This window comes from Rhizobium herbae (assembly GCF_019511375.1).
GTDB classification, from domain to species: Bacteria; Pseudomonadota; Alphaproteobacteria; order Rhizobiales; family Rhizobiaceae; genus Pararhizobium; species Pararhizobium herbae_A.
Window position 1 is genome coordinate 1,133,161 of the sequence record NZ_JAEUAO010000002.1, and the last position, 24,790, is coordinate 1,157,950.

27 protein-coding genes are annotated in these 24,790 nt (G+C 63.9%); 26 read left to right on the forward strand and 1 reads right to left on the reverse strand.

The window, feature by feature from the left end; genetic code table 11:
- Window positions 1-157: 157 nt before the first annotated feature.
- From JNB71_RS12720 to JNB71_RS12765, 10 genes are all read left to right on the forward strand, one after another.
- Window positions 158-472: a DUF6107 family protein gene (locus JNB71_RS12720; RefSeq protein WP_220372119.1), complete on the forward strand. Its 315-nt coding sequence runs from the start codon at window positions 158-160 to the stop codon at window positions 470-472.
- A 214-nt stretch (window positions 473-686) separates the two neighbouring features.
- Window positions 687-1,241 (forward strand): HK97 family phage prohead protease, encoded by a 555-nt coding sequence (locus JNB71_RS12725; RefSeq protein ID WP_220372120.1) that lies wholly within the window; start codon window positions 687-689, stop codon window positions 1,239-1,241.
- 16 nt (window positions 1,242-1,257) lie between these two features.
- Window positions 1,258-2,532 carry a phage major capsid protein gene (locus tag JNB71_RS12730; RefSeq protein WP_220372121.1) on the forward strand — a complete coding sequence of 425 codons (1,275 nt, stop codon included), beginning with the start codon at window positions 1,258-1,260 and terminating at the stop codon, window positions 2,530-2,532.
- A gap of 190 nt (window positions 2,533-2,722) precedes the next feature.
- Window positions 2,723-3,292, forward strand: coding sequence for a head-tail connector protein (locus JNB71_RS12735; RefSeq protein WP_220372122.1), 570 nt, complete (start codon window positions 2,723-2,725; stop codon window positions 3,290-3,292).
- A 2-nt stretch (window positions 3,293-3,294) separates the two neighbouring features.
- Window positions 3,295-3,630: a phage head closure protein gene (locus JNB71_RS12740; protein WP_220372123.1), complete on the forward strand. Its 336-nt coding sequence runs from the start codon at window positions 3,295-3,297 to the stop codon at window positions 3,628-3,630.
- Window positions 3,627-4,025: a DUF3168 domain-containing protein gene (locus JNB71_RS12745; protein ID WP_220372124.1), complete on the forward strand. Its 399-nt coding sequence runs from the start codon at window positions 3,627-3,629 to the stop codon at window positions 4,023-4,025. Before JNB71_RS12740 ends, JNB71_RS12745 begins: the two co-directional genes overlap by 4 nt.
- Window positions 4,026-4,093: 68 nt before the next feature.
- Window positions 4,094-4,501, forward strand: a complete 408-nt coding sequence (locus tag JNB71_RS12750; RefSeq protein ID WP_220372125.1) for a phage major tail protein, TP901-1 family — start codon at window positions 4,094-4,096, stop codon at window positions 4,499-4,501.
- On the forward strand, window positions 4,501-4,857 hold the full coding sequence (locus JNB71_RS12755; protein WP_220372126.1) for a gene transfer agent family protein: 357 nt from the start codon (window positions 4,501-4,503) through the stop codon (window positions 4,855-4,857). Before JNB71_RS12750 ends, JNB71_RS12755 begins: the two co-directional genes overlap by 1 nt.
- Window positions 4,854-5,069 carry a rcc01693 family protein gene (locus tag JNB71_RS12760; RefSeq protein WP_220372127.1) on the forward strand — a complete coding sequence of 72 codons (216 nt, stop codon included), beginning with the start codon at window positions 4,854-4,856 and terminating at the stop codon, window positions 5,067-5,069. The genes JNB71_RS12755 and JNB71_RS12760 overlap by 4 nt, the downstream gene beginning before the upstream one ends.
- 126 nt (window positions 5,070-5,195) lie before the next feature.
- A complete protein-coding gene (locus tag JNB71_RS12765) occupies window positions 5,196-5,774 on the forward strand; it encodes a phage tail tape measure protein (RefSeq protein ID WP_220372128.1) in 579 nt (192 codons plus the stop codon).
- Window positions 5,775-5,883: 109 nt separating this feature from the next.
- On the opposite strand, the gene JNB71_RS12770 is transcribed toward JNB71_RS12765, so the two are convergent.
- Entirely contained in the window at window positions 5,884-6,735 is an 852-nt protein-coding gene (locus JNB71_RS12770; RefSeq protein ID WP_220372270.1) for a PhzF family phenazine biosynthesis protein, read from the reverse strand.
- Window positions 6,736-7,047: 312 nt separating this feature from the next.
- On the opposite strand from JNB71_RS12770, the gene JNB71_RS12775 reads away from it, so the two are divergent.
- From JNB71_RS12775 to JNB71_RS12850, 16 genes are all read left to right on the forward strand, one after another.
- Window positions 7,048-7,689, forward strand: coding sequence for a TIGR02217 family protein (locus JNB71_RS12775; RefSeq protein WP_220372129.1), 642 nt, complete (start codon window positions 7,048-7,050; stop codon window positions 7,687-7,689).
- On the forward strand, window positions 7,686-8,576 hold the full coding sequence (locus JNB71_RS12780; protein WP_220372130.1) for a DUF2163 domain-containing protein: 891 nt from the start codon (window positions 7,686-7,688) through the stop codon (window positions 8,574-8,576). The genes JNB71_RS12775 and JNB71_RS12780 overlap by 4 nt, the downstream gene beginning before the upstream one ends.
- Window positions 8,577-8,715: 139 nt before the next feature.
- Complete coding sequence (locus tag JNB71_RS12785) at window positions 8,716-9,132, forward strand: NlpC/P60 family protein (RefSeq protein WP_220372271.1); 417 nt, start codon at window positions 8,716-8,718, stop codon at window positions 9,130-9,132.
- 5 nt (window positions 9,133-9,137) lie between these two features.
- Complete coding sequence (locus tag JNB71_RS12790; RefSeq protein ID WP_220372131.1) at window positions 9,138-13,010, forward strand: baseplate multidomain protein megatron; 3,873 nt, start codon at window positions 9,138-9,140, stop codon at window positions 13,008-13,010.
- Between the two features lie 35 nt (window positions 13,011-13,045).
- Window positions 13,046-13,252, forward strand: coding sequence for a hypothetical protein (locus tag JNB71_RS12795; protein WP_220372132.1), 207 nt, complete (start codon window positions 13,046-13,048; stop codon window positions 13,250-13,252).
- Window positions 13,253-13,365: 113 nt separating this feature from the next.
- Entirely contained in the window at window positions 13,366-13,617 is a 252-nt protein-coding gene (locus JNB71_RS12800; protein ID WP_018329586.1) for a hypothetical protein, read from the forward strand.
- A 127-nt stretch (window positions 13,618-13,744) separates the two neighbouring features.
- Window positions 13,745-14,431, forward strand: coding sequence for a response regulator transcription factor (locus JNB71_RS12805; RefSeq protein WP_220372133.1), 687 nt, complete (start codon window positions 13,745-13,747; stop codon window positions 14,429-14,431).
- A gap of 127 nt (window positions 14,432-14,558) precedes the next feature.
- Window positions 14,559-15,947, forward strand: coding sequence for an ATP-binding protein (locus JNB71_RS12810; protein WP_220372272.1), 1,389 nt, complete (start codon window positions 14,559-14,561; stop codon window positions 15,945-15,947).
- Between the two features lie 193 nt (window positions 15,948-16,140).
- Window positions 16,141-16,590, forward strand: coding sequence for a hypothetical protein (locus tag JNB71_RS12815; RefSeq protein ID WP_220372134.1), 450 nt, complete (start codon window positions 16,141-16,143; stop codon window positions 16,588-16,590).
- Between the two features lie 95 nt (window positions 16,591-16,685).
- Window positions 16,686-17,840, forward strand: a complete 1,155-nt coding sequence (gene ccmI / locus JNB71_RS12820; RefSeq protein WP_220372135.1) for a c-type cytochrome biogenesis protein CcmI — start codon at window positions 16,686-16,688, stop codon at window positions 17,838-17,840.
- Window positions 17,837-18,289 carry a cytochrome c maturation protein CcmE gene (gene ccmE, locus JNB71_RS12825; RefSeq protein WP_018329591.1) on the forward strand — a complete coding sequence of 151 codons (453 nt, stop codon included), beginning with the start codon at window positions 17,837-17,839 and terminating at the stop codon, window positions 18,287-18,289. The genes ccmI and ccmE overlap by 4 nt, the downstream gene beginning before the upstream one ends.
- The gene (locus JNB71_RS12830; protein WP_220372136.1) at window positions 18,286-20,274 is read left to right on the forward strand and encodes a heme lyase CcmF/NrfE family subunit; all 1,989 of its coding nucleotides are present in this window, start codon (window positions 18,286-18,288) and stop codon (window positions 20,272-20,274) included. The genes ccmE and JNB71_RS12830 overlap by 4 nt, the downstream gene beginning before the upstream one ends.
- Window positions 20,271-20,732, forward strand: a complete 462-nt coding sequence (locus JNB71_RS12835) for a cytochrome c-type biogenesis protein (RefSeq protein WP_220372137.1) — start codon at window positions 20,271-20,273, stop codon at window positions 20,730-20,732. The genes JNB71_RS12830 and JNB71_RS12835 overlap by 4 nt, the downstream gene beginning before the upstream one ends.
- A gap of 180 nt (window positions 20,733-20,912) precedes the next feature.
- Window positions 20,913-22,481, forward strand: coding sequence for a Do family serine endopeptidase (locus JNB71_RS12840; protein WP_220372138.1), 1,569 nt, complete (start codon window positions 20,913-20,915; stop codon window positions 22,479-22,481).
- 148 nt (window positions 22,482-22,629) lie between these two features.
- Window positions 22,630-23,331, forward strand: a complete 702-nt coding sequence (locus JNB71_RS12845; protein ID WP_276572475.1) for a response regulator transcription factor — start codon at window positions 22,630-22,632, stop codon at window positions 23,329-23,331.
- Entirely contained in the window at window positions 23,328-24,737 is a 1,410-nt protein-coding gene (locus JNB71_RS12850; RefSeq protein WP_220372140.1) for a sensor histidine kinase, read from the forward strand. Before JNB71_RS12845 ends, JNB71_RS12850 begins: the two co-directional genes overlap by 4 nt.
- The last annotated feature ends 53 nt before the right edge of the window (window positions 24,738-24,790 follow it).

Genomic DNA, 24,790 nt, shown 5'->3' on the forward strand with positions numbered 1-24,790 from the left:
TTGAATCCTTTTCTAAGGCATTCCAGCTCAAGCGATTCAAAAGATTCGCAAAAACCGCCCCAGCGGACGCGAGGTCAGGCGGCGGCGGACCTTCGACAGGAAGATCGCCCAACCTGAGCCATGACCAAATCCAACAGTAGCATCAAGGGCTTAACAAATGGCTGATTTTGGCAATGACCCTGGCCTTTGGGCCGCCAAGGGTATCGGCTCGGCGGCCGGTGCTGCCGTGTCGCTTGTCTACATGCTGCCCAAGGGGAAGCGCGAGGCGGGTTCCCGCTTCTTCACCGGCATGGCCTGCGGACTGATCTTCGGCGGACCGGCGGGGCTCTGGATCGTCTCCAGGCTCGGCATCGACGGCAGCCTGTCCGGCACCGAGGTGATGCTGACCGGATCGGCCGCGGCAAGTCTTCTCGCCTGGTGGGCGCTGGGGGCTGCGGTGCGGGTGGCGGAGAGGTTTGGGAAGAGGGAGTGAGTGAGTAGCGAGTAGTGAGTAGCGAATAGCGAATAGCGAATAGCGAATAGGGGTTCACGGGCGTTGCAGCGGCTGTCGTTGGCTGCTTGCCGCACACTCACTACTCACTACTCACTACTCACTACTCACTACTCGCTACTCACTACTCGCTACTCGCTACTCGCTACTCGCTCTTCGCCAGCCCACGCAAACAATCAAACATTGGAGAATACCCATGACGACCGACAGCTTGCCTGTCTGGCGAACGAAGAAGTTTGCCAATCTGACGCTTTCTGGTGTGACCGGCGAGGGGCGCTTTTCCGGCTATGCCAGCATCTTCGGCGAGGTCGATCTCGGCAAGGACGCGATCGAGCCGGGGGCGTTTTCGCAATCGCTTGCCCGGCGTGGCGCCGGTGGCGTGCGCATGCTGTTCCAGCACGATCCGGGCGAGCCGCTCGGCGCCTGGAAGACGATTCGCGAGGACGCGCGCGGGCTCTATGTCGAGGGGCTGCTTTCGCCCGGCGTCGCCCGCGCCCAGGAAGTGCACCAGCTGATGAAGGCTGGCGCCCTCGACGGGCTGTCGATCGGCTTCCAGACCGTCAAGGCGAAGACCGACAGGGGCGGCGTGCGCCGCATCCTCGAGGCCGACCTGTGGGAAATCTCGATCGTCACCTTTCCGATGCTGCCTTCGGCGCGGGTGTCGAACGTCAAGAACGCGCGGTTCTTCCGCGACAAGGAAACGGAGCTCGTGCGCACCATGCGGCGGGCGGCCCGGATGATGAAGCTCTGACAAGAAGGAAATGCCAATGAGCAGGACGAGCAGTGTGGCAGCGGAGATCAAGATCAAGGGTGCCCCTGAGATCAAGATGGGCCCGGAGACGATGACCGCCGCCTTCGAGGATTTCATGGGTGCCTTCGAGGCGTTCAAGGAAACCAATGACCGGCGGCTTTGCGAACTGGAAGGCAAGCTGACTGCCGATGTCGTCACCCGTGACAAGATGGACCGCATCAGCCGCGCCATGGACGAGCAGAAGCGGCTGATCGACCAGATGGCGCTGAAGAAGGCGCGGCCCGCGCTCGGCCGCAGCGGTGAGGCAAGCCTGGAGGCGTCGGAGCACAAGGCGGCCTTCGAAAGCTACATCCGCCGCGGCGACGAGCAGGCTCTGCGCGAGCTGGAGGCCAAGGCGCTGTCGATCGGCTCGGCGAGCGACGGCGGCTATCTGGTGCCGAACGAGACCGACACCGAGATCGGCCGCCGCCTTTCAGTGGTCTCGCCGATCCGGGCGATGGCGACGGTCCGGCAGGTTTCGGGTGCGGTGCTGAAGAAGCCGTTTGCGCTTGCCGGCATGGCGACCGGCTGGGTGGCGGAAACCGCGGCGCGGCCGCAGACGACGACGCCGCAACTGGCCGAGCTGTCCTTTCCGACGATGGAACTCTACGCCATGCCGGCGGCAACGGCAGCGCTGCTCGACGATGCGGCGGTCGATATCGAGAACTGGATCGCCTCGGAGGTGGACATTGCCTTCGGCGAGCAGGAAGGCACGGCCTTCGTCAACGGCGACGGCACCAACAAGCCGAAGGGTTTCCTGAGCTACACCAATGTCGCGGAGAGCGGCTGGAGCTGGGGCAATATCGGCTATATCGCCACGGGTGCGAGCGGCGCCTTCAAGGCGAGCGGCCCGTCCGATACGCTGATCGACACGATCTATGCGCTGAAGGCGGGGCACCGGCAGAATGCTTCGTTCGTGATGAACCGCAAGACGCAGGCCGAGATCCGCAAATTCAAGGACGCCGACGGCAACTACCTGTGGCGGCCGCCGGCGACGGCCGGCCAGCAGGCCTCCCTGATGGGCTTCCCGATCGCCGAGGCCGAGGACATGCCGGACATCGCGGCGGGCAGCACCTCGATCGCCTTCGGCAATTTCGCCGCCGGCTATCTCGTCGTCGACCGCACTGGCGTGCGGGTGCTGCGCGATCCCTATTCCGCCAAGCCTTACGTGCTGTTCTACACGACCAAGCGCGTCGGCGGCGGAGTGCAAAATTTCGAGGCTATCAAGCTCGTCAAATTCGCGGCATCTTGAAAAAACGTAAGGCGGCCCTTTCTCGAAGGGGCGCAAGCCTTCGCGCCGGCGGTTTTCCCTGCCGCTGGCGCAGGGACGGACGCGGCACCCCTCCCACCGCGTCCGTCCATCTTTTCGTGCCTTTCGAGCATTTCCGTGTTCTCCGAGCCGCCGAAAAGGCTCGCTGGAATTGCTCTCGACGGAGATCTCCATGACCATTCGTGAACTGACGCCGCCCATCGGCGAGCCGCTGACGCTTGCCGAGACGAAGGCGCATCTGCGCCTCGACACTGTGGCCGAGGACCCGCTGATTTCATCCCTGATCCGCACGGTGCGCGAGCATCTGGAGCGGGAGACCGGGCTGGCGCTGTTGACGCGCAGCTTCCGGCTTTATCTCGACGACTGGCCGCCGTCGCGGGTGATTCAGATTGTCAGAGGGCCGGTGCAAACGATTGATGCAGTTACGGTTTACGATGCGGCGGGCATGCCGGGAGAGATCGAGGTTTCCGGCTTCGTGCTTGACGGGCAGGCGCGGCCGGCGCGGCTCGTCCTGCCCAAGCAGCCCTCGCCGGGACGGGCGATGCATGGCATCGAAATCGACTTTTCCGCCGGTTTCGGCGCAACCGGCGCCGACGTGCCGGACACGCTGAAGCGGGCGATGCTGCTGCACGTGGCGCTGCTCTGCGAGTTCCGTGGCGCGGTTGTCGCGGACGACCAGCCGGCGGCGGTGCCGGCCGGATACGACCGGCTGATCGCGCCGTTTCGCCGGCGGGGGCTTTGACCATGCGGGCGATCACCCTCGATCCGGGGCAGATGTCGGCGCGCCTGGAACTGGAGAGACGCGATGACGTGAGCGACGGGCAGGGCGGCGTCGTCACGGGTTTTTCCGTCGTCACCTCGCTTTGGGCGCGGATCGAGCCGGTTTCCTCCGGGCACGAAGAGCGCGCTGACGAGCAGGTCTTTACCGTGACGCATCGCATCTGGATCCGGTTCCGCGATGACCTCGAGGCGGGCATGCGGTTTCGCAAGGGCCTGCGGATCTTCGCTGTGCGGGCCTTTCGCGACCCGGACGAGACAGGGCGCTACCTGGTGTGTGACTGCACGGAGGAGGGACGATGAGCGCTGCTGCGGCCTTGCAAAAGGCGATCTACCAGAGGCTTGCGGGCGACGCCGAGTTGATCGTGCTGCTCGGGGATGGCGGCGTAGGGGATCATCTGCAGACGGGGTCGCACCGGCCCGGCATCTTGATTGCCGGCCTGGAGAGCCGCGACGCCTCGACGGCGAGCGAGGTGGGCGAAGAACACTTTGTGACGCTTAAGGTCCGCACTGGCGAAGGCGGCAACCGGGCGGCGCAGGAAATTGCGGCGCGCGTGCGCGCCTTGCTGGATGACGCCGCGCTCGACCTTGCCGGCTTCTCGCTCGTCAGCCTGCTTCACCGGCGCACCCGGACCGGCAGGGACGCCAAGGCGAAGGGGCATGTCGCGGAAATGGTGTTTCGGGCGGTGACGGAGTGACGTTTCGCTGAGGAGCATGTTGTCGGCGCCTTCGCGGGCGCCTTTATCGTTTCAGGAAGGATCAGGGCATGGTGGCGCAGAAGGGAAAGGATCTTCTGTTGAAGATCGACAATGGCGGCAGCTACGTGACGGTGGCGGGACTTCGCTCCAAACGGCTGGCGTTCAATGCCGAGACCGTCGATGCGACGGACGCGGAATCGGCGGGGCGGTGGCGGGAACTGCTGGGCGGGGCGGGCGTGCAGCGGGCGTCGGTCTCCGGCGCCGGTATTTTCAAGGACCAGAGTTCGGATGCGCTGGTGCGTGCTGCCTTCTTCAACGGATCGATCCTTGCCTGGCAGATCGTCATCCCCGATTTCGGTACGCTGACCGGTGCGTTCCAGGTGACGGCGCTTGAATATTCCGGCCAGTACGATGGCGAGATCCTGTTCGAGATCGCGCTCGAATCCGCCGGCGCCTTGACCTTTACGGCGCTCTGATGGCGCGGCACAATGTGGCTACAGGCCGCGCCAACTGGCATCGCGGCGAGGTGGAGGCGGTGATCGACGGCGAGCGGCGGATTCTCTGCCTGACGCTCGGGAGCCTTGCCGAGCTGGAAACGGCCTTTGCGGCCGACAATCTGATGGCGCTGGCGGCGCGTTTTTCCTCCGGGCGGCTGAAGGCGGACGATATGATCCGCATCCTTGGCGCCGGCTTGCGCGGCGGCGGCAATCTGGTCTCCGACGAGGACGTGGCGGTGATGAGCGTTAAGGGCGGCATTGCCGGGCTGGCGCGGCTGACGGCCGAATTGCTGACGGCAACCTTCGGCGGGGCGGAGGATGCGCCAAACCCTTGAGGGCCGCAGCGGGCGAGGGGGGGCCTCAACCCTTTCCATGGGACGCGGCGATGCATGCCGGCCTTTGCCTGCTGCGGCTGCCAGCGAAGGACTTCTGGGCGATGACGCCGCGCGAGTTGCAGGCGGCTTTGGGCGGGTTGCGGCCGCGCGCCGCGGTGCCGGAGCGGGCCGGGCTGGAGGCGCTGATGGGGGCGTTTCCGGATAGCGAATAGCGAATAGTGAGTAGTGAGTAGTGAGTTAGTGAGTAGAAAATAATGAATAATTAATATTGCCGCCAAGGAATAGCAAAGTGGTTTCATTCACTATTCACTATTCACTATTCACTAGAAGGAGAAACAATGACCATCGAAACGGATTTTTCCGCAGCCACGGGCGATGCGGAGGCGTTGAGGGACGTGCTCGACGATCTGGAGGGGCGATCCCGCTCGTTCGGCTCGGCGCTGACGGGGGCGCTCACTTCGGCGACACGCGGCGGCAAGGGGCTGGAAGAGGTCTTGCGCAGCGCTGGGCTGAGGCTGACGGAGATCGCGCTTTCGGCGGGCCTGAAGCCGCTGGAGGGGCTGCTTGGTTCCGCCCTGTCGGGGCTCACGGGGAGCCTTGGTGGGACGACAGCCTTTGCCGATGGCGGGGTGCCCGGGCGGGTGACGCCGTTTGCCGCCGGCGGCGTCGTTTCCACGCCCACCTATTTTCCGATGGCCGGGGAGATGGGGCTGATGGGCGAGGCGGGATCGGAGGCGATCCTGCCGCTGAAACGCGGATCCGATGGCGCTCTTGGCGTGGCCGCTTCGGGCGGTGCGGCGCCGATGAATGTCGTCTTCAACGTCACGGCATCCGACGCGCAGAGCTTTCGCAAGTCGGAGGGGCAGATCGCCGCGATGCTGACGCGCACGGTCGGGCGCGGGCGGCGGGGGGTGTGAGGCAGCGCTCTCTCGCCCGTCTTCAGAATGTCCCTGCCTCTGACCCCAGCCCCCAACTAAAATGTGGAACGCTGATGGATTGTCTGTCGCAACTGGCAGTCGCTGAATTTTAGAGGGTTACACTGCCCTCGATGCATGTCGCAACATTGCCGCCTATCCAAATTTCGTCATCGACTTGTTCCACATGGACGCGCCCCGCCCTCCCCAGAACAGTACCTTGGCTCGCGACATAGGCTGAAGGCGCGATGCCGCTGCCGATCAGCCATTGGGCGATGCCCGCATTCAGGCTGCCGGTCACTGGGTCTTCAAAACCGGCAGCTGAAAAAGCGCGCACCTCGAAATCGGCGTCCCGCCCGTCTTTCCCCGGATCCCAGGGGGCAACGACACCGACCCGTAGGCCGGACAGAACTGAAAAATCCGGACGTAACGCCAGAACGTCGTCCTTGGAGCGTAACAGCACTACCAGCCAACCGGGGCCATTATCCACCCAGTTCGCATCGATGATCACGTCGGCAGCAAGATGCAACCCCTTGATAACCTGCGTAAAAATTTCGGGCTCCAGAGGCCCGGAACGACGCAACTCCGGCGCCGCGAAGGAAAGCCGATCTTTGTCACGGCGTATTCTGATAAGGCCCGCTTCGCACTCCTGGATAATCTCGCTCCCGCTAGACTTCCCGCCGGAAGCCAACCATACGTGGCAACTTCCCAAGGTAGGGTGGCCTGCGAAAGGCAGCTCACGCACGGGCGTAAAAATCCGGACGCGATAATCCGCATGAGCCGCTTTCGGTTGCAGCAGAAAAGTCGTCTCGCTGAGGTTCGTCCAATTGGCGAAAGCGGCCATCTCCGCGTCGGTCAATGCGTCAGCGCCAGCTACGACGGCCAGCGGGTTGCCTCGCAGGGGCCGCGAGGCGAAAACATCAACCTGTTGAAATGTAAATTTTGTAGTGCCTTGCCTCAACATGACCGCAGCTCGCTTTTCCAGATGATATTGTCGCGAACTCCCGATTGAAGGGGGCCTCTGATTTTCGCAATATCGCAAGATAGGACTTTCGCCGCAATCGAATCCGACAAACACCAGTGGTTTCGGTTCCAAGCTGGCGTTCAATTCCACATTGCAGTTGGCGACCGGACCTAAGTCTCTCCCGTCGTCTGCCTTGTCCCGTCTTTTCGCAGCCAAAGAGAACGTGCCTGATAAGGGGCATTCCGCTGCCGTTCTATCCAGCGATCTGTGAAGATTTTCAGCCAACCGATTCCACCCACAACGGAAAACATCATGCCAACAGGATTTCACGAGGTCCGGTTTCCCTTGCGCCTGGCGCTCGGGACGAGCGGCGGGCCGGTCAGGCGGACGGATATCGTCAGTCTTTCGAACGGGCGGGAAAACCGCAACCGGCGCTGGCTCGATGCACGCCGGCACTATGATGCGGGTTCGGGGATCAGGTCGATCGCCGACCTTTATGCCGTGCTTGAATTTTTCGAGGCGCGGGCGGGACAGCTTCATGGCTTCCGGTTTCGCGATCCGGTCGATTTCAAGTCCTGTGCGCCCGGCGGCACGGTGAACGCGAACGACCAGGGGATCGGGACGGGGGACGGCGTGACTGCCACGTTCCAGCTGATCAAGACCTATGGCGATACAGGCGGCGTGAGCATTCGCGAGATCGCAAAGCCGGTGGCTGGGAGCGTCGCCGTTTCGGTGGGCGGCGTTCGGGCGGCGCCGGGCGACTTTGCGCTCGATGCAATGACGGGGCGCGTGACGTTCATCCCCGCAAAAATTCCGGCGAGCGGCGCGGCCGTTCGGGCCGGCTACGAGTTCGATGTGCCGGTGCGCTTCGATACCGACCGGATCGATATCGATCTGGCGCAATTCCAGGCCGGGCGTATCCCATCGATTCCCCTGGTGGAGATCAAGCCATGAAAACGCTTCCTGCGGCACTTGCCGCGCATCTTTCGGGTGACGTGACGACGATGTGCCATTGCTGGCGGGTGACGCGGCGCGATGGCGTCGTGCTTGGATTTACCGAGCATGATCATGACCTTGCTTTCGCCGGGACGAATTTTCTGGCCGCCAGCGGCTTCCAGGCGGCCGACAGCGAGGCGGCGAACGGGCTTTCGGTCGAGGCTGGCGAGGTTACGGGCGGATTTTCGAGTGCGGCGATCAGCGAGGCGGATGTGCTCGCCGGCCGCTATGACGGTGCCCAAGTCGAGGTGTTCCAGGTGAACTGGCAAGCGCCGGGGCAGCATGTGCTGCTCAGGGTGCAGGAAATCGGCGATGTGACGCGGGCGGGTGGCGCGTTTCGCGCGGAGCTGCGGCGGCTGACGCATCGGCTGGATCAGGTGCAGGGACGGATTTACGGGCGACCCTGCGATGCCACGCTTGGCGACGGACGCTGCAAGATCAATCTGGGCGATCCGGCTTATCGCGGCGAGGGGGCGGTTGTGGCCGTTCTTGACGAGACGCGGCTGCGGGTGACGGGGCTCAATGCGGCGAAAGCGGGATTTTATCGGTACGGCGTGTTTCGCTTCCTGAGGGGAGCGAATGCGGGGCATGTTTGCGATATCGAGGACCACCGGAAAGAAGGCGGCGCGGTGACGCTGTCGCTCTGGCTGCCGCCGCCACTGCCGCTTGCCGTCGGGGATACGTTTACGGTGACGGCGGGCTGCGACAAGAGTTTTGCCACCTGTCGCCGGAAATTTTCCAATTCGGTGAACTTTCAAGGATTTCCGCACATGCCCGGGACGGATTTCGCGTTCGGCTATGCGGATGGGGATACGGTGCATGACGGGCGGCCGCTCTATGAGTGAAGCGAGTTCGGCGGATCACGATGCTCCGGCGTCTTGCGCCGCCCCCCTCATCCGGCGCTTCGCGCCACCTTCTCCCCGGCGGGGAGAAGAGGGAGAACGCCTTCAGGCGGAGGATGTATCGTCGGCATTTGCGGATCGGATTGTTGAGATTGCGTGCGGCTGGATCGGGACGCCCTATCGGCATCAGGCGAGCCTCAAGGGGGTCGGATGCGATTGCCTGGGGCTGGTTCGGGGCGTCTGGCGGGAGATTCATGGCGCCGAGCCGGAAACGCCGCCGGCCTATCAGCCGGATTGGGCGGAACGCAGCGGCGAGGATCGGCTGCGGGACGCGGCACGGCGGCATTTCGGGGCCGAGCTTTCGGTGGCGGAGATGCGGCCGGGTGACCTGCTGCTGTTCTGCTGGCGGCCGGACCTGCCGGCCAAGCATGCCGGAATCTTAAGCGCTGGCGACCGGTTTATCCATGCCTACGAGCAGGCGGCGGTGATCGAATCGGCGCTCGTGCCTTCCTGGCGGCGACGGATCGCCGGGGTGTTTCGTTTTCCCGAAAAGGTCTGACATTCATGGCAACCATTCTTCTGCAGGCGGCCGGCGCTGCACTCGGCAGCGTATTCGGTCCGGTCGGCGCGGTGCTGGGCCGCGCTGCCGGCGCGCTTGCCGGGTCTATCGTCGACCGCTCGATCATCAACGGGATGACGACGATATCCGGCGCGCGCCTCGGCGATGCACGCATACCGGGGGCGGAGGAAGGGACGGCGATCACGCGCGCCTATGGAACCGTACGGATCGGCGGCACGCTGATCTGGGCGACGCGGTTCGAAGAGGAGGTGCGCGTCGAGCGGCAGGGCGGCAAGGCGAGCGGGCCCCGTGTCGAAGCCTTTCGATATTATGCCAATTTCGCGCTCGGCATTTGCGAGGGCGAGATCGCCTGCGTGCGGCGGGTCTGGGCGGACGGGCGCGAGATCGACCTGACCGGGGTCGAGATGCGGCTCCATCCTGGAACGCAGGACCAGCTCCCCGATCCCCTGATCGAGGCCAAGCAGGGAGCGGGCAAGGCGCCGGCCTATCGGGGTCTTGCCTATGCGGTGTTCGAGCGCTTTCCGCTTGATGGCTACGGCAACCGCATTCCGGTGATCCAGTTCGAGGTGCTGCGGCCGGTTGGCAGGCTGGAGAGCGCGATCCGGGCGGTGACGATCATTCCGGGCTCGAGCGAGCATGGCTACGATCCGTCCGTAGTCACGGAGAAGACGGGCGCCGGCGCGAGCCGGCTGATCAACCGCAATGTCTTTCACGCGAGCTCGGACTGGCGGGCGTCGATCGACGAGTTGCAGGCTCTGTGCCCGAACCTTGAGCGCGTCGCCCTCGTGGTTTCCTGGTTCGGCACGGATCTCAGGGCGGGCCATTGCCGGATCCTTCCGGGTGTCGAGACGGCGGCGCGCGCCGACGAAAGCCGGCCCTGGTCGGTCTCGGGTATAGCGCGCGGCAGCGCGATGGTGGTCAGCCGGAACGACGGCGGTCCGGCCTATGGCGGCACCCCGAGCGATGCAAGCGTCGTGGCGGCCATCGCCGACCTGAAGGCGCGCGGGCTCAAGGTCTATCTCTATCCCTTTGTGATGATGGATATTCCGGACGGCAACACGCTGCCGAACCCCTATGGCGGGACGGGCCAGCCGGCTTATCCGTGGCGCGGGCGAATCACGTCCTATCCGGCGCCGGGACTACCGGGGAGCGCTGACCGGACCGCGGCAGCGCGAGCGCAGGTCGAAGCGTTCTGCGGGGCAGCGGACGCCGGGGATTTTTCGGTATCCGGGTCCTCGGTGACGTCGGCGGCTGCCGACGAGGGGTATCGGCGCCTCATTCTACACTATGCGGTGCTGGCGGATGCGGCGGGCGGCGTCGAGGGCTTCATCATCGGTTCGGAACTGCGCGGGCTGACACAGTTGCGCGACGGGGCGGGCGCGTTTCCTTTCGTCGAGCAGCTGATCGGGCTGGCGGGCGATGTCCGGGCCATTCTCGGCGCGGGGACCAAGCTGACCTACGGCGCCGACTGGAGCGAGTATTTCGGCTATCACCCGGCCGATGGTTCCGGCGATGTCCACTACAATCTCGATCCGCTCTGGGCATCGGCCGATATCGACGCCGTCGGTATCGACAACTACATGCCGCTGTCCGATTGGCGTGATGGCGATCTTTCCGCGGGCAACCCGGATGGGTTTGCGCTTGCCGAAGACGCCGACGCGATGCGGGCGATGGTCGCGTCCGGCGAGGGCTATGACTGGTACTATGCAGATGATGCGGATCGCCGCGCCCGCTTCCGCACGCCGATCAGGGACGGGCTGGCGGGCAAGCCGTGGGTCTATCGCTACAAGGACATTGCCAATTGGTGGAGGCAGGCGCATCGCAGCCGGGTGGGCGGTGCAGAGGAGCCAATGCCAAGCGCATGGGTTCCAGCCTCCAAGCCCGTCTGGTTCACCGAGCTTGGCTGCCCGGCGGTCGACAAGGGGGCTAATCAGCCGAACGTCTTCACCGATCCGAAATCGTCGGAGACGGCGGTTCCGTATTTCTCGAACGGCGCCCGCTGCGACGCCATGCAACGGCGGTTTCTCGAAGCGCAGCATGCCTTCTGGCAGGGGCCGGATGCGCCTGAAAGCGTCGATCCGGATCACATGTTCGTCTGGACCTGGGACGCGCGGCCGGCGCCTGCCTTTCCGGAGAATACGGAACTCTGGGCCGATGGCGGCAACTGGCAGACCGGGCACTGGCTGAATGGACGGCTGGGGGCGTCGACGGCAGCGGACGTGATTGCCGCCATCCTTGCCGATCATGGTTTTAACGCCGGCGACACGCGGCTCGTCAGCGGTGATCTCGGCGGCTATGTGCAATCGGAGCAGGCCTCGGCCAGGGACGTGCTGGAGCCGCTGATGGCGGCACTGCAGATCGACGCGGTGGAAGACGGCGCGACCCTGCGGTTTCGGTCGCGCATGAAGCAGGCGTCAGCGGCGCGGCCGATTTCGGTTCTGGCGGACATCGACAGGCAGCCGCTGTTCGAGGAGATGCGCGGCCATGACAGCGATTTCGGCGGTGAGGCCATTCTCGATCATCTGGATCCGGTGAATGCCTATGAGCGGGCAACGACCAGGTTGCGGCGCGTGACGCCTGCGAATGACCGGGTCCTGCGGCTCTCCGTGCCGGGCGTGATGCATGACGGTGCCGCCGCATCGGCCGTGGAGGATGCGCTTCGGGATCATCAGGTGTCGCGCCGCAGCATCCGCTTTTCGCTTTCGCCGGCGGCGATCGACATCGAGCCGGGCGATGTCATTGCATTCGAAGGCGGGGCGTCCAACGAAGGGGCGCCTGGCGACGGGCCGGCAGGAAACTTCATCGTCGGCCGGATCGAGGATGGGGCGGTGCGCTCCATCGAGGCACGGGCCTTCGTGCCGTCGAGCGGTGGCGGGCCGAGCCCGCAGCAGCGCTCCGTCGATCCGCCACGCACGCCCTCGGACGGGTTTTCGCCGATCGTGCATCTGATGGATCTGCCGCAATACGAGGCCGGCGAGGCGGCCAGCTTTGCCCGGGGCGCGGTTTTTGCGCGGCCCTGGCGCACCGCTCTGCTGTCGTCGTCGGCGACGACCGAAGGGTATCAGGCGCGCGCGAGGCTGGACCAGCCGTCGCAGACGGGCGTTCTCGTAGAAGCCCTGGCCGCAGGGGTGCTGGGCCGGTTCGATGCGGCCCGGACGATCACGCTCGACCTGCATTTCGGCGGCCTGTCTTCGGTAGATCGTCTTGCCGTCCTGAACGGGCAGAACCGCCTGGCGGTCCTGGCGGCCAACGGTGTCTGGGAAATCATCGGTTTCCGTGTTGCCGAGGAAATCGCCTCCGGGCGCTGGCGGCTTTTCGAGCTTCTGCGCGGGCTCAACGGTACCACGGATGCGATGAAGGCGGGCGCGGCCGCGGGCGCGCCGCTGGTCGTGCTGAATGGGGCTCTCAAACCGCTCGGACTGAGTGTCGACGAGGCCGGGCGGATGATCAACTGGATCGTGGAGGCGGGAGGACAGACGACAGGCCCGGTCGGGCCGTTCGCCTTCGCCGGTGGCTTGAGGGCCGAAACGCCGCTTGCGCCGGTGCACTTGCGGGCACGGCGCTTAGTGAGCGGCGGCATCCGGATCACCTGGACCCGCTGCGCCCGCCGCGATGCCGATCACTGGCTGGACGGCGACATCGCGCTCGACGAACCGGCGGAGCGCTATCGTCTCGAAATTCTCGACGGCGGGACAGTGAGGCGGGCGGTGGATGTCTCCGAACCGGTCTTTGACTATCTGCCTGGTTCGCAAATCGCCGATTTCGGTGCGACGCAGACGGCTTTGTCGGTCCGCGTGCGACAGAAGGGGCAGAAGGTTGCCCTCGGGGTAGCGGCGCAGGCGGTGCTGAACCTGTGACGGAAGCAAACAGCAAACTGGAAAGGCAAGATGCGATGGGTGAACTGAAGAACTGGTATATGTCGAAGACTGTGTGGGGCGGCGTGGTTGCGATCCTTGCGTCGTGCAGCCATCTTCTCGGTGTGGAGATAGCCGCGGACGAGCAGGGCGGGTTGGTGGACAGCCTGACCGCGCTTGCTGCGGCGGCGGGCGGGCTGGTGGCGATCTGGGGCCGTATTTCGGCGAGAAAGCGATTGCGCTAGAGAATTGCCGCAACGCCTTGGGAAACCACGGCGTTAGGCCGACATTCATTTGCCATTCAGACTGCATCGTTTATTTAATTTGCAATGATGCTTCCCAAGTTGAAAGTGCGTCCATGTCCTCACCCTTGATCATAGCAACGCTAGCAGCGGGCCTTTCCGGATTCGCGCCGCCAGCGATTGTCGTGCCATCGGCGGTTGTCGAGGTGGATGGCGATTGCGGGGAGGCTGCGGCCGAGGTCGTGGCCAAGACCGGCGGCGAACTCTTGTCCGCGCAGCCGACCGGTGACGGTCAATGCGTCGTGACCGTGCTCATTCCCGGGAATGGCGGCCGCCCGAAGAAGGTCACGATGCGGGTGCCGATGTAGGAGCCGCAGGCACCGACATCGAAACTGTTCTCCAACCGGACCGAATAGGATATTCATTCGAGTCTCGTGTGGCAGCGCGCAGCTCAATCCGGCGGATGAGCGCTCGCTGAAGGGAAAAGGTCAGTTCATGCGCATTCTGGTGGTCGAAGACGACGTCAACCTCAACCGTCAGCTGACGGATACGTTGAAGGAAGCGGGCTATGTCGTCGATCAGGCCTTTGATGGCGAAGAAGGCCATTATCTCGGTGATGGCGAGCCCTATGATGCGGTCATTCTCGATATCGGCCTGCCCGAGATGGACGGTGTCACCGTGCTTGAAAAATGGCGCAGCGCCGGCAAGGCAATGCCTGTCCTGATCCTCACGGCGCGTGATCGCTGGAGCGACAAGGTCGCCGGCATCGACGCGGGTGCCGACGATTATGTGACGAAACCGTTCCACGTCGAAGAGGTCCTGGCGCGCATTCGTGCGCTGATCCGGCGGGCTGCCGGGCATGCAACATCGGAGATCGTCTGCGGACCTGTGCGGCTGGACACCAAGGGGTCCAAGGCGACGGTCGATGGCGTGGCGCTGAAGCTGACGTCGCACGAATTCCGGCTGCTCTCCTACCTGATGCACCATATGGGACAGGTGGTTTCGCGCACGGAACTGGTCGAGCATATGTACGACCAGGATTTCGACCGCGATTCCAACACCATCGAGGTCTTCGTCGGCAGGCTGCGCAAGAAGATCGGCAACGACCTGATCGAGACCGTGCGCGGCCTCGGCTATCGCATGCAGCCGCCGGGCATGGCCAGCAAGGAAGCCAAATCCTGAGCGGGATCGACATGACCGAAACCACCGGGTTCTCTACAATTGCTACGCCTGGGCATGACGCTCGCCGATGCGCTGGCCAGGCGCGCGAACCGTCTTTCCCTCCGCAGGATCGATCCTGCCCATGAGGCTGCGCCCGCAATCACTCACCGCGCGCGTGCTGCTCGTCTCGACAGTCTGGGCGGTCGCGGCGCTGGTGGTCATCGGCGTTGTGATCTCGGCGCTCTACCGGCAGGGCTCCGAGCGCGGTTTTCAGGATCTGCTGCGCGCGCAGCTCTACAACGTCATCAATTCGATCGTCGTCAACGACAAATCGGAGCTGGCCGGCAGCCCGCAGCTGGGCGACCTGCGGTTTTCGCAGCCGCAGACAGGCTGGTACTGGATCGTCGAGCCGATCGGCGAATTCAATACACCGCCCTTGCTGTCCACGTCGCTCGGTTCGGGCAAGCTGCCGATCGCAAGCCTCGACGAGGTTCCCTTCGATATTCGCTACGAGCGCTTCTATACGACGGTCGATTCCTTCAACAACGAAGTCGAAGTGGCCGAGACGGAAGTGGTCCTTGATATCCAGGGCCATACCGCCCGCTTCCGGGTTGCGGGCAATCGTGACGTGCTGGAAGCCGACATCAACGATTTCAACCGCAATCTCTATCTGGCGCTGTCGATCTTCGGCTTCGGCGGCCTCGGCATGAATGCGCTGGCGATCCTCTTCGGCCTCAGACCGCTCGATCAGGCGCGCCGCTCGCTCGAAAAGATCCGCGCCGGCGAGAGCGAGCGGCTGGACGGGGAGTTTCCGCGCGAAATCCAGCCACTGGCGAGTGAAGTCAACGCGCTTATCGATAGCAACCGCCGCATCATCGAGCGAGCCCGCATGCAGGTCGGCAATCTCGCCCATTCGCTGAAGACGCCGATTGCGGTTCTCATGAACGAGGCGCGGGTGCTCGAGGCGCCACACGGCGACCTCATCAGGATGCAGGCCGAATCCATGCAACTGCAGGTTCAGTCCTATCTCAACCGAGCGCGGATCGCCGCCCAGCGCGAGTCGGTGCTGGCGCGCACCGAGGTCGAGCCGGTCTTGGAGCGGCTGGTTCGGGTCATGCGTCGGCTGCATCCGGAGAAGACCTTCCTGCTGACGGTCTCTCCACCCGGACTGATCCTCGCCATGGAGCAGCAGGACGTTGAGGAAACGGTCGGCAACCTTCTCGACAATGCCGCTCGCTACGCCACAGAGCAGGTTCGCGTCACCGTGCAGAGCGCACCGGAGGGCTTGCAAGGCAAGGACCCGGGGCGGCGAAACTGGATTTCGATCGACGTGGACGACGACGGGCCGGGTCTCGAGCCGGAGCAGATCGCCGTTGCAGTCAAACGCGGCAGGCGGCTGGACGAAAGCAAGCCGGGCACGGGGCTCGGACTGTCGATCGTCAGCGAGATTGCCGGCGAGTATCAAGGGACGCTCGAGTTGTCGCGTGGCGAGCGTGGCGGGCTCAATGCCCGCCTCCTGCTGCCGGCTGTTTCATGATGGAACGGCCGCTAACGCGTGGCGTGACTTTTTTGACAGAGTTACGGGCAAAATCTTCAAACGGTTCAGCTTTGAGCTTGCCCTTTGTTGCTTGCCCGGGCGCGGAATGTAAAAAGATGGTCAGCCATGGAATCGGTGTTTCGCCGGCCGCGGCCTGCCGATGCAACGGAAATCGCGAGAGCTAGCCCGCACGATGAAGAACCTGGCCCGTTTCACCACGCTCTTATCCGCTCCCGCAGCCGCGTGCCTGATTGCAGTGTCGCTGCTGCTCAGCGGTTGCGGCACCGCGTCGCGTGATGCCGGCAAGACCGCTGCTACCATGACGCCGGAAACCTCGGCGTCCTATATCGCGGCACTGGGCGGCGGCGTGATCGGGCGCACGGCCGGTCTTTCGATCAGCAAGGCCGATCGCCAGCGGGCGCTGGAAGCAGAATACCGCGCCCTGGAGGTGGCGCGTGGCGGACAGCCGGTCGTCTGGGAGGGGTCGGGCATCAGTGGCACGGTCGTTGCCGCGGCCCCCTATCAGGTCGGCTCGCAGAACTGCCGTCAATACAGCCATACGGTGACGATCAAAGGCCAGGAAAGCGTCGCGCGCGGTGCCGCCTGCCGCAATGCGAACGGCACCTGGACGCCGCTGACTTGACATGGCGTGTGCCTATTGCGGCGAAACGCCTCAAATCTCCGTCATTTAGCGTTTTCCGATTGGAATGGTGTGTCGCGCATAGTAATTGAGCGCACATGCTGTTCTGGATCCTCGTTGCCATCCTGACAGCGGCTGTTGCCGCCGTCCTGCTCCTTCCGCTGCTGCGTGCCGCCGCCGGCGCAGAGGTTCCGCAATCCCATGACGTCGAGGTCTATCGCGACCAGCTCGAGGAGCTGAAGCGCGACGAGAAGAATGGCCTGATTTCCGGCGAGGATGCGCAATTCGCCCGCGCCGAAGTGGCGCGCCGACTGCTCGCTGCGACCGAAGCGGTAAAGGCAGCTGGACCCGCTGAGCCAGCGCGGCGGAGCAACCGGATGGCGCAGATCGCCGTCGTTCTCGCTCTGCCCGCCATCGGCCTCTGTCTTTACCTGCGGACGGGAAATCCGGACCTGCCGGACGCCCCGCTGGCGGCGCGGTTGGCGAACCCGGGCGACGACATGAATATCCTGATCGCGCGCGCCGAGCAGCAGCTTGTCGCCAATCCGGAAGACGGGGCGGGATGGGATGTTCTGGCGCCGATCTACTATCGCAGCGGCCGGATCGAGGATGCCGCCGCCGCTTTCCGCAACGCACTTCGTATTCTCGGACCGACGCCCGCGCGGCTCGGCGGCTATGCCGAAAGCCTGATTGCGCTTTCCGGCGGCTTGATCACCAACGAGGCGCAGGAGGCGCTGCAGAAATCACTGGCGATCGAGCCGAACGATCCGCGCGCGCAATTCTATCTGGCGCTGGCCCTGAAGCAGGAAGGCAAGGCGCCGGAAGCGCTTGCGGCGTTCCAGGAAATCATCAAGGCATCGCCGGCGGACGCGCCGTGGCTGCCGCTCGTCAATGAGCATATCGCCAGTCTCAAGGCCGGCGGCGCTGCCGCCTCCGCTGAACAGCCGGGTACCGCATTGGGCAACCCGACGGCAGACGACGTCGCGGCAGCGCAGACCATGAATGCAGGCGACCGGACGGCCATGATCGAGGGCATGGTCGCGAGCCTTGCCGAAAAACTGAAGAACGATCCGAAAAACTTCGATGGATGGATGCGGATCATCCGTTCCTATTCCGTGCTTGGCCAAAAGGACAAGGCTGCCGAGGCCTTGAAACAGGGGCTGAGCGTCTTTCCGGCCGAGGGCGAACAGGGCAAACAATTGCTGGCTTTGGCAGGTGAACTCGGCCTGACGGCCGATGGAGGCGTGAAGTGACCCGCAAGCAGAAGCGTCTGGCAATCATCGGCGGCGGCGTTAGCTTCATCATCGCTGCCGTACTTCTGGTGATGTTCGCCTTCAGCCAGGCCGTTGCCTATTTCTATGTTCCCGGCGACCTTGCCAAGGCGCATCTGGCGCCGGGCACCCGCATCCGGCTGGGCGGGCTGGTCGAGGCGGGATCGGTCAAGCGCGGCGACGGCATGACGGTGAGCTTCAGCGTGACCGATACGCTCGATCGCGTGCCGGTGACATACACGGGCATTCTTCCGGATCTCTTTCGCGAGGGGCAGGGCGTCGTCGCCGAAGGAGCTTTCGTTGCCGGCAGCCCCGTCTTCGTCGCCGATACGGTGCTCGCCAAGCATGACGAGACCTATATGCCGAAGGATGTCGCAGACCGGCTGAAGGCGCAGGGCGTATCGCTCGGGGGCAAGGAAAACATCCAATGATCATCGAGCTCGGTCATTACGCGCTGGTATTGGCGCTTGGCGTGTCGGTCCTGCAGGCGATCATGCCCGTCTTCGGCGCAGCGCGTGGCGACCGGGCGCTGATGGAGATCGGCACGGTCGCGGCGAAGGCGACCTTCCTGCTCGTCGCGCTTTCCTTCGGCGTTCTCACCTATGCGCATGTGACCTCGGATTTTTCCGTGCAGAACGTCTGGGAAAATTCGCATTCGCAGATACCGCTGATCTACAAGTTCTCCGGCGTCTGGGGCAATCACGAAGGTTCCATGCTGCTGTGGATGCTGATCCTGACGTTCTTTTCGGCCCTGGTCGCGGTGTTCGGGCACAACCTGCCCGACACGTTGAAGGCCAATGTGCTTGCCGTCCAGGCCTGGATCGCGAGCGCCTTTTCGCTGTTCATTCTCTTGACGTCGAACCCGTTCAACCGGCTCGTCGACGTGCCGGGCGAGGGACGCGACCTCAACCCGGTGCTGCAGGATATCGGGCTGGCCATCCATCCGCCGTTGCTTTACCTCGGCTATGTCGGATTTTCCGTCTGTTTTTCCTTTGCTGTCGCCGCCCTGATCGAGGGCCGCATCGATGCGGCCTGGGCGCGCTGGGTGCGACCCTGGACGCTCGCCGCCTGGACCTCTCTGACGGCGGGGATCGCGATGGGGTCCTACTGGGCCTATTACGAGCTTGGCTGGGGCGGCTGGTGGTTCTGGGATCCGGTCGAGAACGCCTCCTTCATTCCCTGGCTTGCCGGGACCGCGCTGCTTCATTCGGCGCTGGTGATGGAGAAGCGCGAAGCCCTGAAGATCTGGACAGTGCTGCTTGCGATCCTCACCTTCTCGATGTCGCTGCTCGGCACGTTCCTCGTCCGCTCCGGCGTGCTCACCTCGGTTCACGCCTTTGCGACCGATCCGACGCGCGGCGTCTTCATTCTGGTGATCCTGATTCTCTTCATTGGCGGCGCCTTCTCGCTGTTTGCGTTCCGCGCAGCGCATCTCAAGGCGGGTGGGCTGTTTTCGCCGATTTCACGCGAGGGGGCGCTGGTTCTCAACAACCTGATCCTGACGACCGCCGCAGCAACCGTGTTGACCGGCACGCTCTATCCACTGGTGCTCGAGGCGCTGACGGGTTCGAAAATCTCTGTCGGCGCGCCTTTCTTCAACATGACTTTCGGGCTGCTGATGCTGCCGCTGCTTCTGGCGGTGCCTTTCGGGCCGTTGCTGGCCTGGAAACGCGGCGACCTGCTCGGGGCTGGACAGCGGCTGTTCGCGGCGGTGGCGATCGGTCTGGTTGCGGGCTGCGCGATCTACTATGCGCAGCATGGCGGGCCGATCATGGCGCTGGCGGGGCTGGTGCTGGGCGCCTACATGATCGCCGGCTCGCTGACCGAACTGTTCCTGCGCTCGGGTATCGGCAGGGTGGCGGGATCCGCGGCGATTCGGCGCCTTGCCGGATTGCCGCGTTCGGTTTTCGGAACGGCGCTGGCCCATATCGGTCTGGGCGTCACGCTGATCGGCATCGTTGCGGTCACCGCCTTCGAGACGGAGCATATCGTCGAAATGAAGCCGGGGATGACGGCCGACGCGGGCGGATATACGCTGCGCTTCGATGGATTGCGGGACGGCAAGGGTCCCAATTACACCGAGCAGTCCGGGCATTTCAGCGTCATGCGGGCGGGCGTGGTCGTGACCGAGATGTGGTCGTCGAAACGTCTTTACACGGCGCGGCGGATGCCGACGACCGAGGCCGGCATCAAGACGTTCGGCCTGAGCCAGCTCTATGTGTCGCTTGGTGATGGCATGGCGGATGGCGGCGTTGTCGTGCGGATCTGGTGGAAGCCGATGATCCTCTGCATCTGGGGTGGAGCACTCGTGATGATGATGGGCGGCGCGGTCTCGCTGAGCGACCGGCGGCTGCGGATCGGTGCGCCGTCGCGGGCGAGGAAACAGAAGAGACCGGTTCTGGAGCCTGCGCAATGATCCGGCGGCTGGTCTACGTTATCTTGCTGTTGCTGTCCGCGTCGCCGGTCTTCGCCGTCAACCCGGACGAGGTTCTGGCTGACCCGGCGCTCGAGGCGCGCGCACGGGCGCTTTCGGCGCAACTGCGCTGCATGGTCTGCCAGAACCAGTCGATCGACGATTCGAATGCGGAACTGGCCAAGGACCTGCGGGTGCTTGTGCGCGAGCGGATCGCCGCCGGTGACTCGGATGAAGCTGTCATCGACTATGTCGTGTCGCGCTACGGCGAATTCGTGCTGCTCAAGCCCCGCCTCGAGACGAAGACGCTGCTTTTGTGGGGCGCGCCGATCGTTCTGCTCGCGGCGGGCGTGGCGGTGATGATCGTTTCCGCCCGGCGACGCAGCGGCAGGGCGACCGGAACGCCGCTCTCGCCAGAAGAGCAGGCCAGGCTGGATGCCGTGCTGAGGAACAGTGAGTAGTGGGTCGTGAGCCGTTGCGACTGGCGATGAGGCGCGTCTTTCTTCCACTACCCACTACTGAGCCAACATTACCAAAAGTTCATTTTGCGGACACAAGTCGGTAAGGTGCGTTCGGCTATCCCTTTTCTCAACGGCTGTTCCTCCAGTCAGCCAGATACATGAAGAGAAAAGGCAAATCGGATGTTTACGACAAACGCACTGCGTCCCTCCCTCAAGACCGTTCTGAAGACCTCGACCGTCGCTGGTCTCGCGGCCGTCATGCTTTCGACCGGCATCCCCGCCGCCGTCACCCACTCCTTTGCCGCGGCGGTGAAGGTCGAAGCGCCTCAGGTTCCAAGCTTTGCCAATGTGGTTGACGCCGTTTCGCCGGCCGTCGTTTCCGTACGCGTCCAGTCCCGCGCCAACCCTGTTTCCGACGAGGCGGGCGGCGGCTTCAGCTTCGATTTCGGCGGCCGCGGCCTGGACGAACTGCCGGATGACCACCCGCTGAAGCGCTTCTTCAAGGAATTCGGCGGCCCGAACGGCGATAACGACAGGCGCGCCGAGCGAGGCCATGGCCCGCGCGAAGGCAAGCCCGGCCGTCTGCGCCCGACATCGCAGGGATCCGGCTTCTTCATCTCCGAGGACGGCTACCTCGTCACCAACAACCACGTCGTTTCCGACGGTTCGGCATTCACCGTTATCCTGAACGACGGCTCAGAACTCAATGCGAAACTGGTCGGCAAGGACAGCCGCACCGATCTCGCCGTCCTCAAGGTCGACGACAAGCGCAAATTCACTTTTGTCACCTGGGCTGACGACAGCAAGGTGCGTGTCGGTGATTGGGTCGTGGCCGTCGGCAACCCATTCGGACTGGGCGGTACCGTCACCTCCGGCATCATTTCGGCGCGTGGCCGTGATATCGGCTCCGGCCCATATGACGATTACCTGCAGGTCGATGCAGCTGTGAACCGCGGCAACTCGGGTGGTCCGACCTTCAACCTCAACGGCGAAGTCGTCGGCATCAACACCGCGATCTTTTCGCCCTCGGGTGGCAACGTCGGTATCGCCTTTGCCATCCCGGCATCCGTTGCCAAGGATGTGGTGGCCGATCTGATAAAGGACGGCGAAGTTTCCCGCGGTTGGCTCGGCGTGCAGATCCAGCCGGTCGACAAGGATGTTGCTGAATCGCTCGGTCTTGCGGAAGCCAGCGGCGCACTGGTCGTAGAACCGCAGGCCGGTTCTCCGGGTGAAAAGGCCGGTATCAAGAAGGGCGACGTGATCACTGCCGTCAATGGCGACATGATCAAGGGACCGCGTGAACTGGCGCGCAAGATCGCCATGATGCGCCCAGGCACGAGCGTCGATGTTGCCCTGTGGCGCGACGGCAAGGCCGAGAGCGTCAAGCTGGAAATCGGCGCACTGCCGGCCGACAACAAGGACGCCTCAGCCGGTAGCGACCAGCAGCAGCAGGAAGAACAGCTGCCTTCGAGCGAGAAGGCGCTGGCTGACCTCGGCGTCACCGTGACGCCCTCGGAAGACGGCGAGGGCGTGACCATCTCCTCGGTAGATCCGGACTCCGACGCCAGCGACCGCGGGCTGAAGGAAGGCGAGAAGATCGTCTCCGTCAACAATCAGGAGGTAAAGTCGGCCGACGACATCCTCAAGGTGATCGAGGAAGCCAAGAAGGACGGCCGCACCAAGGCGTTGTTCCAGATCGAGGCCGATAACGCCAGCCGCTTCGTGGCGCTGCCGATCAGCCAGGGCTGACACGGCCCATCGAGCAACCCGGCGCCGCGGACCCTCCGAAGGTTTCGCGGCGCCCGCGTTTCAGGCCATGCCTTTACTGCTGCACGACGCGCAGGCGGACATGAGCTCGCCAAGGCAAACCGGTTGTGAAAGACAGGGGTCCGGGACTATGGTCACCCGCATGAAGATTCTGATTATCGAAGATGACCTTGAGGCCGCCGCCTATCTTGCGAAGGCGTTTCGCGAGGCGGGGATCGTCTCGGATCATGCGAGCGATGGCGAAAGCGGCCTGTTCATGGCCACCGAGAATAGTTACGACGTGCTGGTCATCGACCGAATGCTGCCGCGCCGCGACGGGCTTTCCGTCATTTCCGAATTGCGACGCAAGGGCATTCATACGCCGGTGCTGATCCTGTCGGCCCTTGGCCAGGTCGACGACCGGGTGACCGGCCTGCGCGCCGGCGGTGACGACTACCTGCCTAAACCCTATGCCTTCAACGAGCTTCTCGCGCGCGTCGAGGTGCTTGGCCGCCGCAAGGGTACGCCGGAGCAGGACATGGTGTATCGCGTCGGCGATCTGGAACTCGACCGGCTCTCGCATACGGTGCGCCGTCAGGGGCGGGAACTTCTCCTGCAACCCCGCGAATTCCGGTTGCTCGAATATCTGATGAAGAATGCCGGTCAGGTCGTAACACGCACGATGCTGCTGGAGAATGTCTGGGACTATCATTTCGATCCGCAGACCAACGTCATTGACGTACACGTGTCGCGGTTGCGCTCGAAGATCGAGAAGGACTTTGACCAGCCGCTGCTGCGCACTGTTCGCGGTGCCGGCTACATGATCAAGGAAGACGGACACACGGACGCATGAGCAGACTGCGCGTCCTTTTTCGCACGACTGCCGTTCGCCTATCGGCTCTCTATCTCCTGTTGTTTGCGCTTTGCGCGGCCTTTCTCGTCTTCTACGTCACGGCGATGTCGCAGCGGCTGCTGGAACACCAGACGAGGGATGCCGTGACGGCGGAAGTTTCCCAGATCGAGGAGATATACAGCAGGGCGGGCGTCAATGGCTTGCTGCGGACGCTGGAGCGCCGGGCGCGGCAGCCTGGCGCCAATCTCTATGTCATTGCCGGGCCGACCGGCGAAATCCTTGCCGGCAACGTTGCTTCGCTGCAGCCCGGGTTTCTCGACCAGGAGGGCTGGACGGGCGAAGCCTTCCGCTATCAGCGCTACACTGACGAAAGCCGCAAGGAAACCCATGTGGCGCTTGCGCATGTTCTGGTGCTGAACAATGGGCTGCGCATCCTGGTCGGCCGCGACCTGCAGGAACCGGAGAAGTTCCGCGTGCTTGTGCGCCAGGCGCTCGTCGTTGCTCTCGGCATCATGGGGATCGGCGCGCTGATCATCTGGTTTGCCATCGGTCGCAACGCACTGAAGCGGATCGACCGCATGTCGGACGCCAGCACGCGGATCATGGCGGGCGACCTGTCGCAGCGGCTGCCAACGAGCGGTTCCGGAGATGAGTTCGACCGGCTTTCGGAATCTCTCAACGCCATGCTGGGCCGGATCGAAAAGCTGAACGAAGGCTTGCGGCAGGTGTCCGACAACATCGCCCACGACCTGAAGACGCCTCTCACGCGTCTGCGCAACAAGGCCGAAGCCGCACTGGCGCACAAGGCGACGACTGCAGGTTACCGGGCTTCACTGGAAGAGATCATCGGCGAATCCGACCAACTGATCCGTACGTTCAACGCGCTCTTGATGATTTCGCGCGTCGAGGCGGGTTCGGCGGCTGCGGAAATGAGCGATGTCGACCTTTCGCAGAGCGTTGCCGATTGCGTCGAGCTTTACGAGCCGGTGGCCGACGAAAGGGCGCTGAAACTGGAAGCCGATGTACCGCCCGACATCCACGTGTCCGGCAATCGTGAACTGATCGGGCAGGCGCTCGGCAACCTCATCGACAACGCCATCAAATATTCCGAGGGCAGCGACAATCCGCTGATCAAGGTCAGCCTTGCGAAACGGGACGGGACGATCACGGTGTCGGTGGCGGATCATGGGCCCGGCATTCCGGCGGACAAACGCGGCGATGTCGTCGGGCGCTTCGTACGGCTCGACGAAAGCCGCAGCAAGCCCGGAACCGGTCTTGGCCTGTCGCTCGTCGAAGCGGTGATGGAGATGCATCAAGGGCGCCTCGAATTGAGCGATACGGAGGCGGACGGTGAAAACAATCGCGGTTTGACCGCCAGCATGGTTTTCGCGGCGCCTTCCGGCTGATAGGCATGGGAGTAGGGAGCGGCTGAGGTTTTCGAAACCTGCTTGGGAGGGCG

What these genes read in the sequence shown, in the direction of transcription:
- JNB71_RS12720 (WP_220372119.1), top strand. Translation starts at nt 158, where the DNA reads ATGGCTGATTTTGGCAATGACCCTGGCCTTTGGGCCGCCAAGGGTATC.
- JNB71_RS12725 (WP_220372120.1), top strand. Translation starts at nt 687, where the DNA reads ATGACGACCGACAGCTTGCCTGTCTGGCGAACGAAGAAGTTTGCCAAT.
- JNB71_RS12730 (WP_220372121.1), top strand. Translation starts at nt 1,258, where the DNA reads ATGAGCAGGACGAGCAGTGTGGCAGCGGAGATCAAGATCAAGGGTGCC.
- JNB71_RS12735 (WP_220372122.1), top strand. Translation starts at nt 2,723, where the DNA reads ATGACCATTCGTGAACTGACGCCGCCCATCGGCGAGCCGCTGACGCTT.
- JNB71_RS12740 (WP_220372123.1), top strand. Translation starts at nt 3,295, where the DNA reads ATGCGGGCGATCACCCTCGATCCGGGGCAGATGTCGGCGCGCCTGGAA.
- JNB71_RS12745 (WP_220372124.1), top strand. Translation starts at nt 3,627, where the DNA reads ATGAGCGCTGCTGCGGCCTTGCAAAAGGCGATCTACCAGAGGCTTGCG.
- JNB71_RS12750 (WP_220372125.1), top strand. Translation starts at nt 4,094, where the DNA reads ATGGTGGCGCAGAAGGGAAAGGATCTTCTGTTGAAGATCGACAATGGC.
- JNB71_RS12755 (WP_220372126.1), top strand. Translation starts at nt 4,501, where the DNA reads ATGGCGCGGCACAATGTGGCTACAGGCCGCGCCAACTGGCATCGCGGC.
- JNB71_RS12765 (WP_220372128.1), top strand. Translation starts at nt 5,196, where the DNA reads ATGACCATCGAAACGGATTTTTCCGCAGCCACGGGCGATGCGGAGGCG.
- JNB71_RS12770 (WP_220372270.1), bottom strand. Translation starts at nt 6,735, where the DNA reads ATGTTGAGGCAAGGCACTACAAAATTTACATTTCAACAGGTTGATGTT.
- JNB71_RS12775 (WP_220372129.1), top strand. Translation starts at nt 7,048, where the DNA reads ATGCCAACAGGATTTCACGAGGTCCGGTTTCCCTTGCGCCTGGCGCTC.
- JNB71_RS12780 (WP_220372130.1), top strand. Translation starts at nt 7,686, where the DNA reads ATGAAAACGCTTCCTGCGGCACTTGCCGCGCATCTTTCGGGTGACGTG.
- JNB71_RS12790 (WP_220372131.1), top strand. Translation starts at nt 9,138, where the DNA reads ATGGCAACCATTCTTCTGCAGGCGGCCGGCGCTGCACTCGGCAGCGTA.
- JNB71_RS12795 (WP_220372132.1), top strand. Translation starts at nt 13,046, where the DNA reads ATGGGTGAACTGAAGAACTGGTATATGTCGAAGACTGTGTGGGGCGGC.
- JNB71_RS12800 (WP_018329586.1), top strand. Translation starts at nt 13,366, where the DNA reads ATGTCCTCACCCTTGATCATAGCAACGCTAGCAGCGGGCCTTTCCGGA.
- JNB71_RS12805 (WP_220372133.1), top strand. Translation starts at nt 13,745, where the DNA reads ATGCGCATTCTGGTGGTCGAAGACGACGTCAACCTCAACCGTCAGCTG.
- JNB71_RS12815 (WP_220372134.1), top strand. Translation starts at nt 16,141, where the DNA reads ATGAAGAACCTGGCCCGTTTCACCACGCTCTTATCCGCTCCCGCAGCC.
- ccmI (WP_220372135.1), top strand. Translation starts at nt 16,686, where the DNA reads ATGCTGTTCTGGATCCTCGTTGCCATCCTGACAGCGGCTGTTGCCGCC.
- JNB71_RS12830 (WP_220372136.1), top strand. Translation starts at nt 18,286, where the DNA reads ATGATCATCGAGCTCGGTCATTACGCGCTGGTATTGGCGCTTGGCGTG.
- JNB71_RS12835 (WP_220372137.1), top strand. Translation starts at nt 20,271, where the DNA reads ATGATCCGGCGGCTGGTCTACGTTATCTTGCTGTTGCTGTCCGCGTCG.
- JNB71_RS12840 (WP_220372138.1), top strand. Translation starts at nt 20,913, where the DNA reads ATGTTTACGACAAACGCACTGCGTCCCTCCCTCAAGACCGTTCTGAAG.
- JNB71_RS12845 (WP_276572475.1), top strand. Translation starts at nt 22,630, where the DNA reads ATGGTCACCCGCATGAAGATTCTGATTATCGAAGATGACCTTGAGGCC.
- JNB71_RS12850 (WP_220372140.1), top strand. Translation starts at nt 23,328, where the DNA reads ATGAGCAGACTGCGCGTCCTTTTTCGCACGACTGCCGTTCGCCTATCG.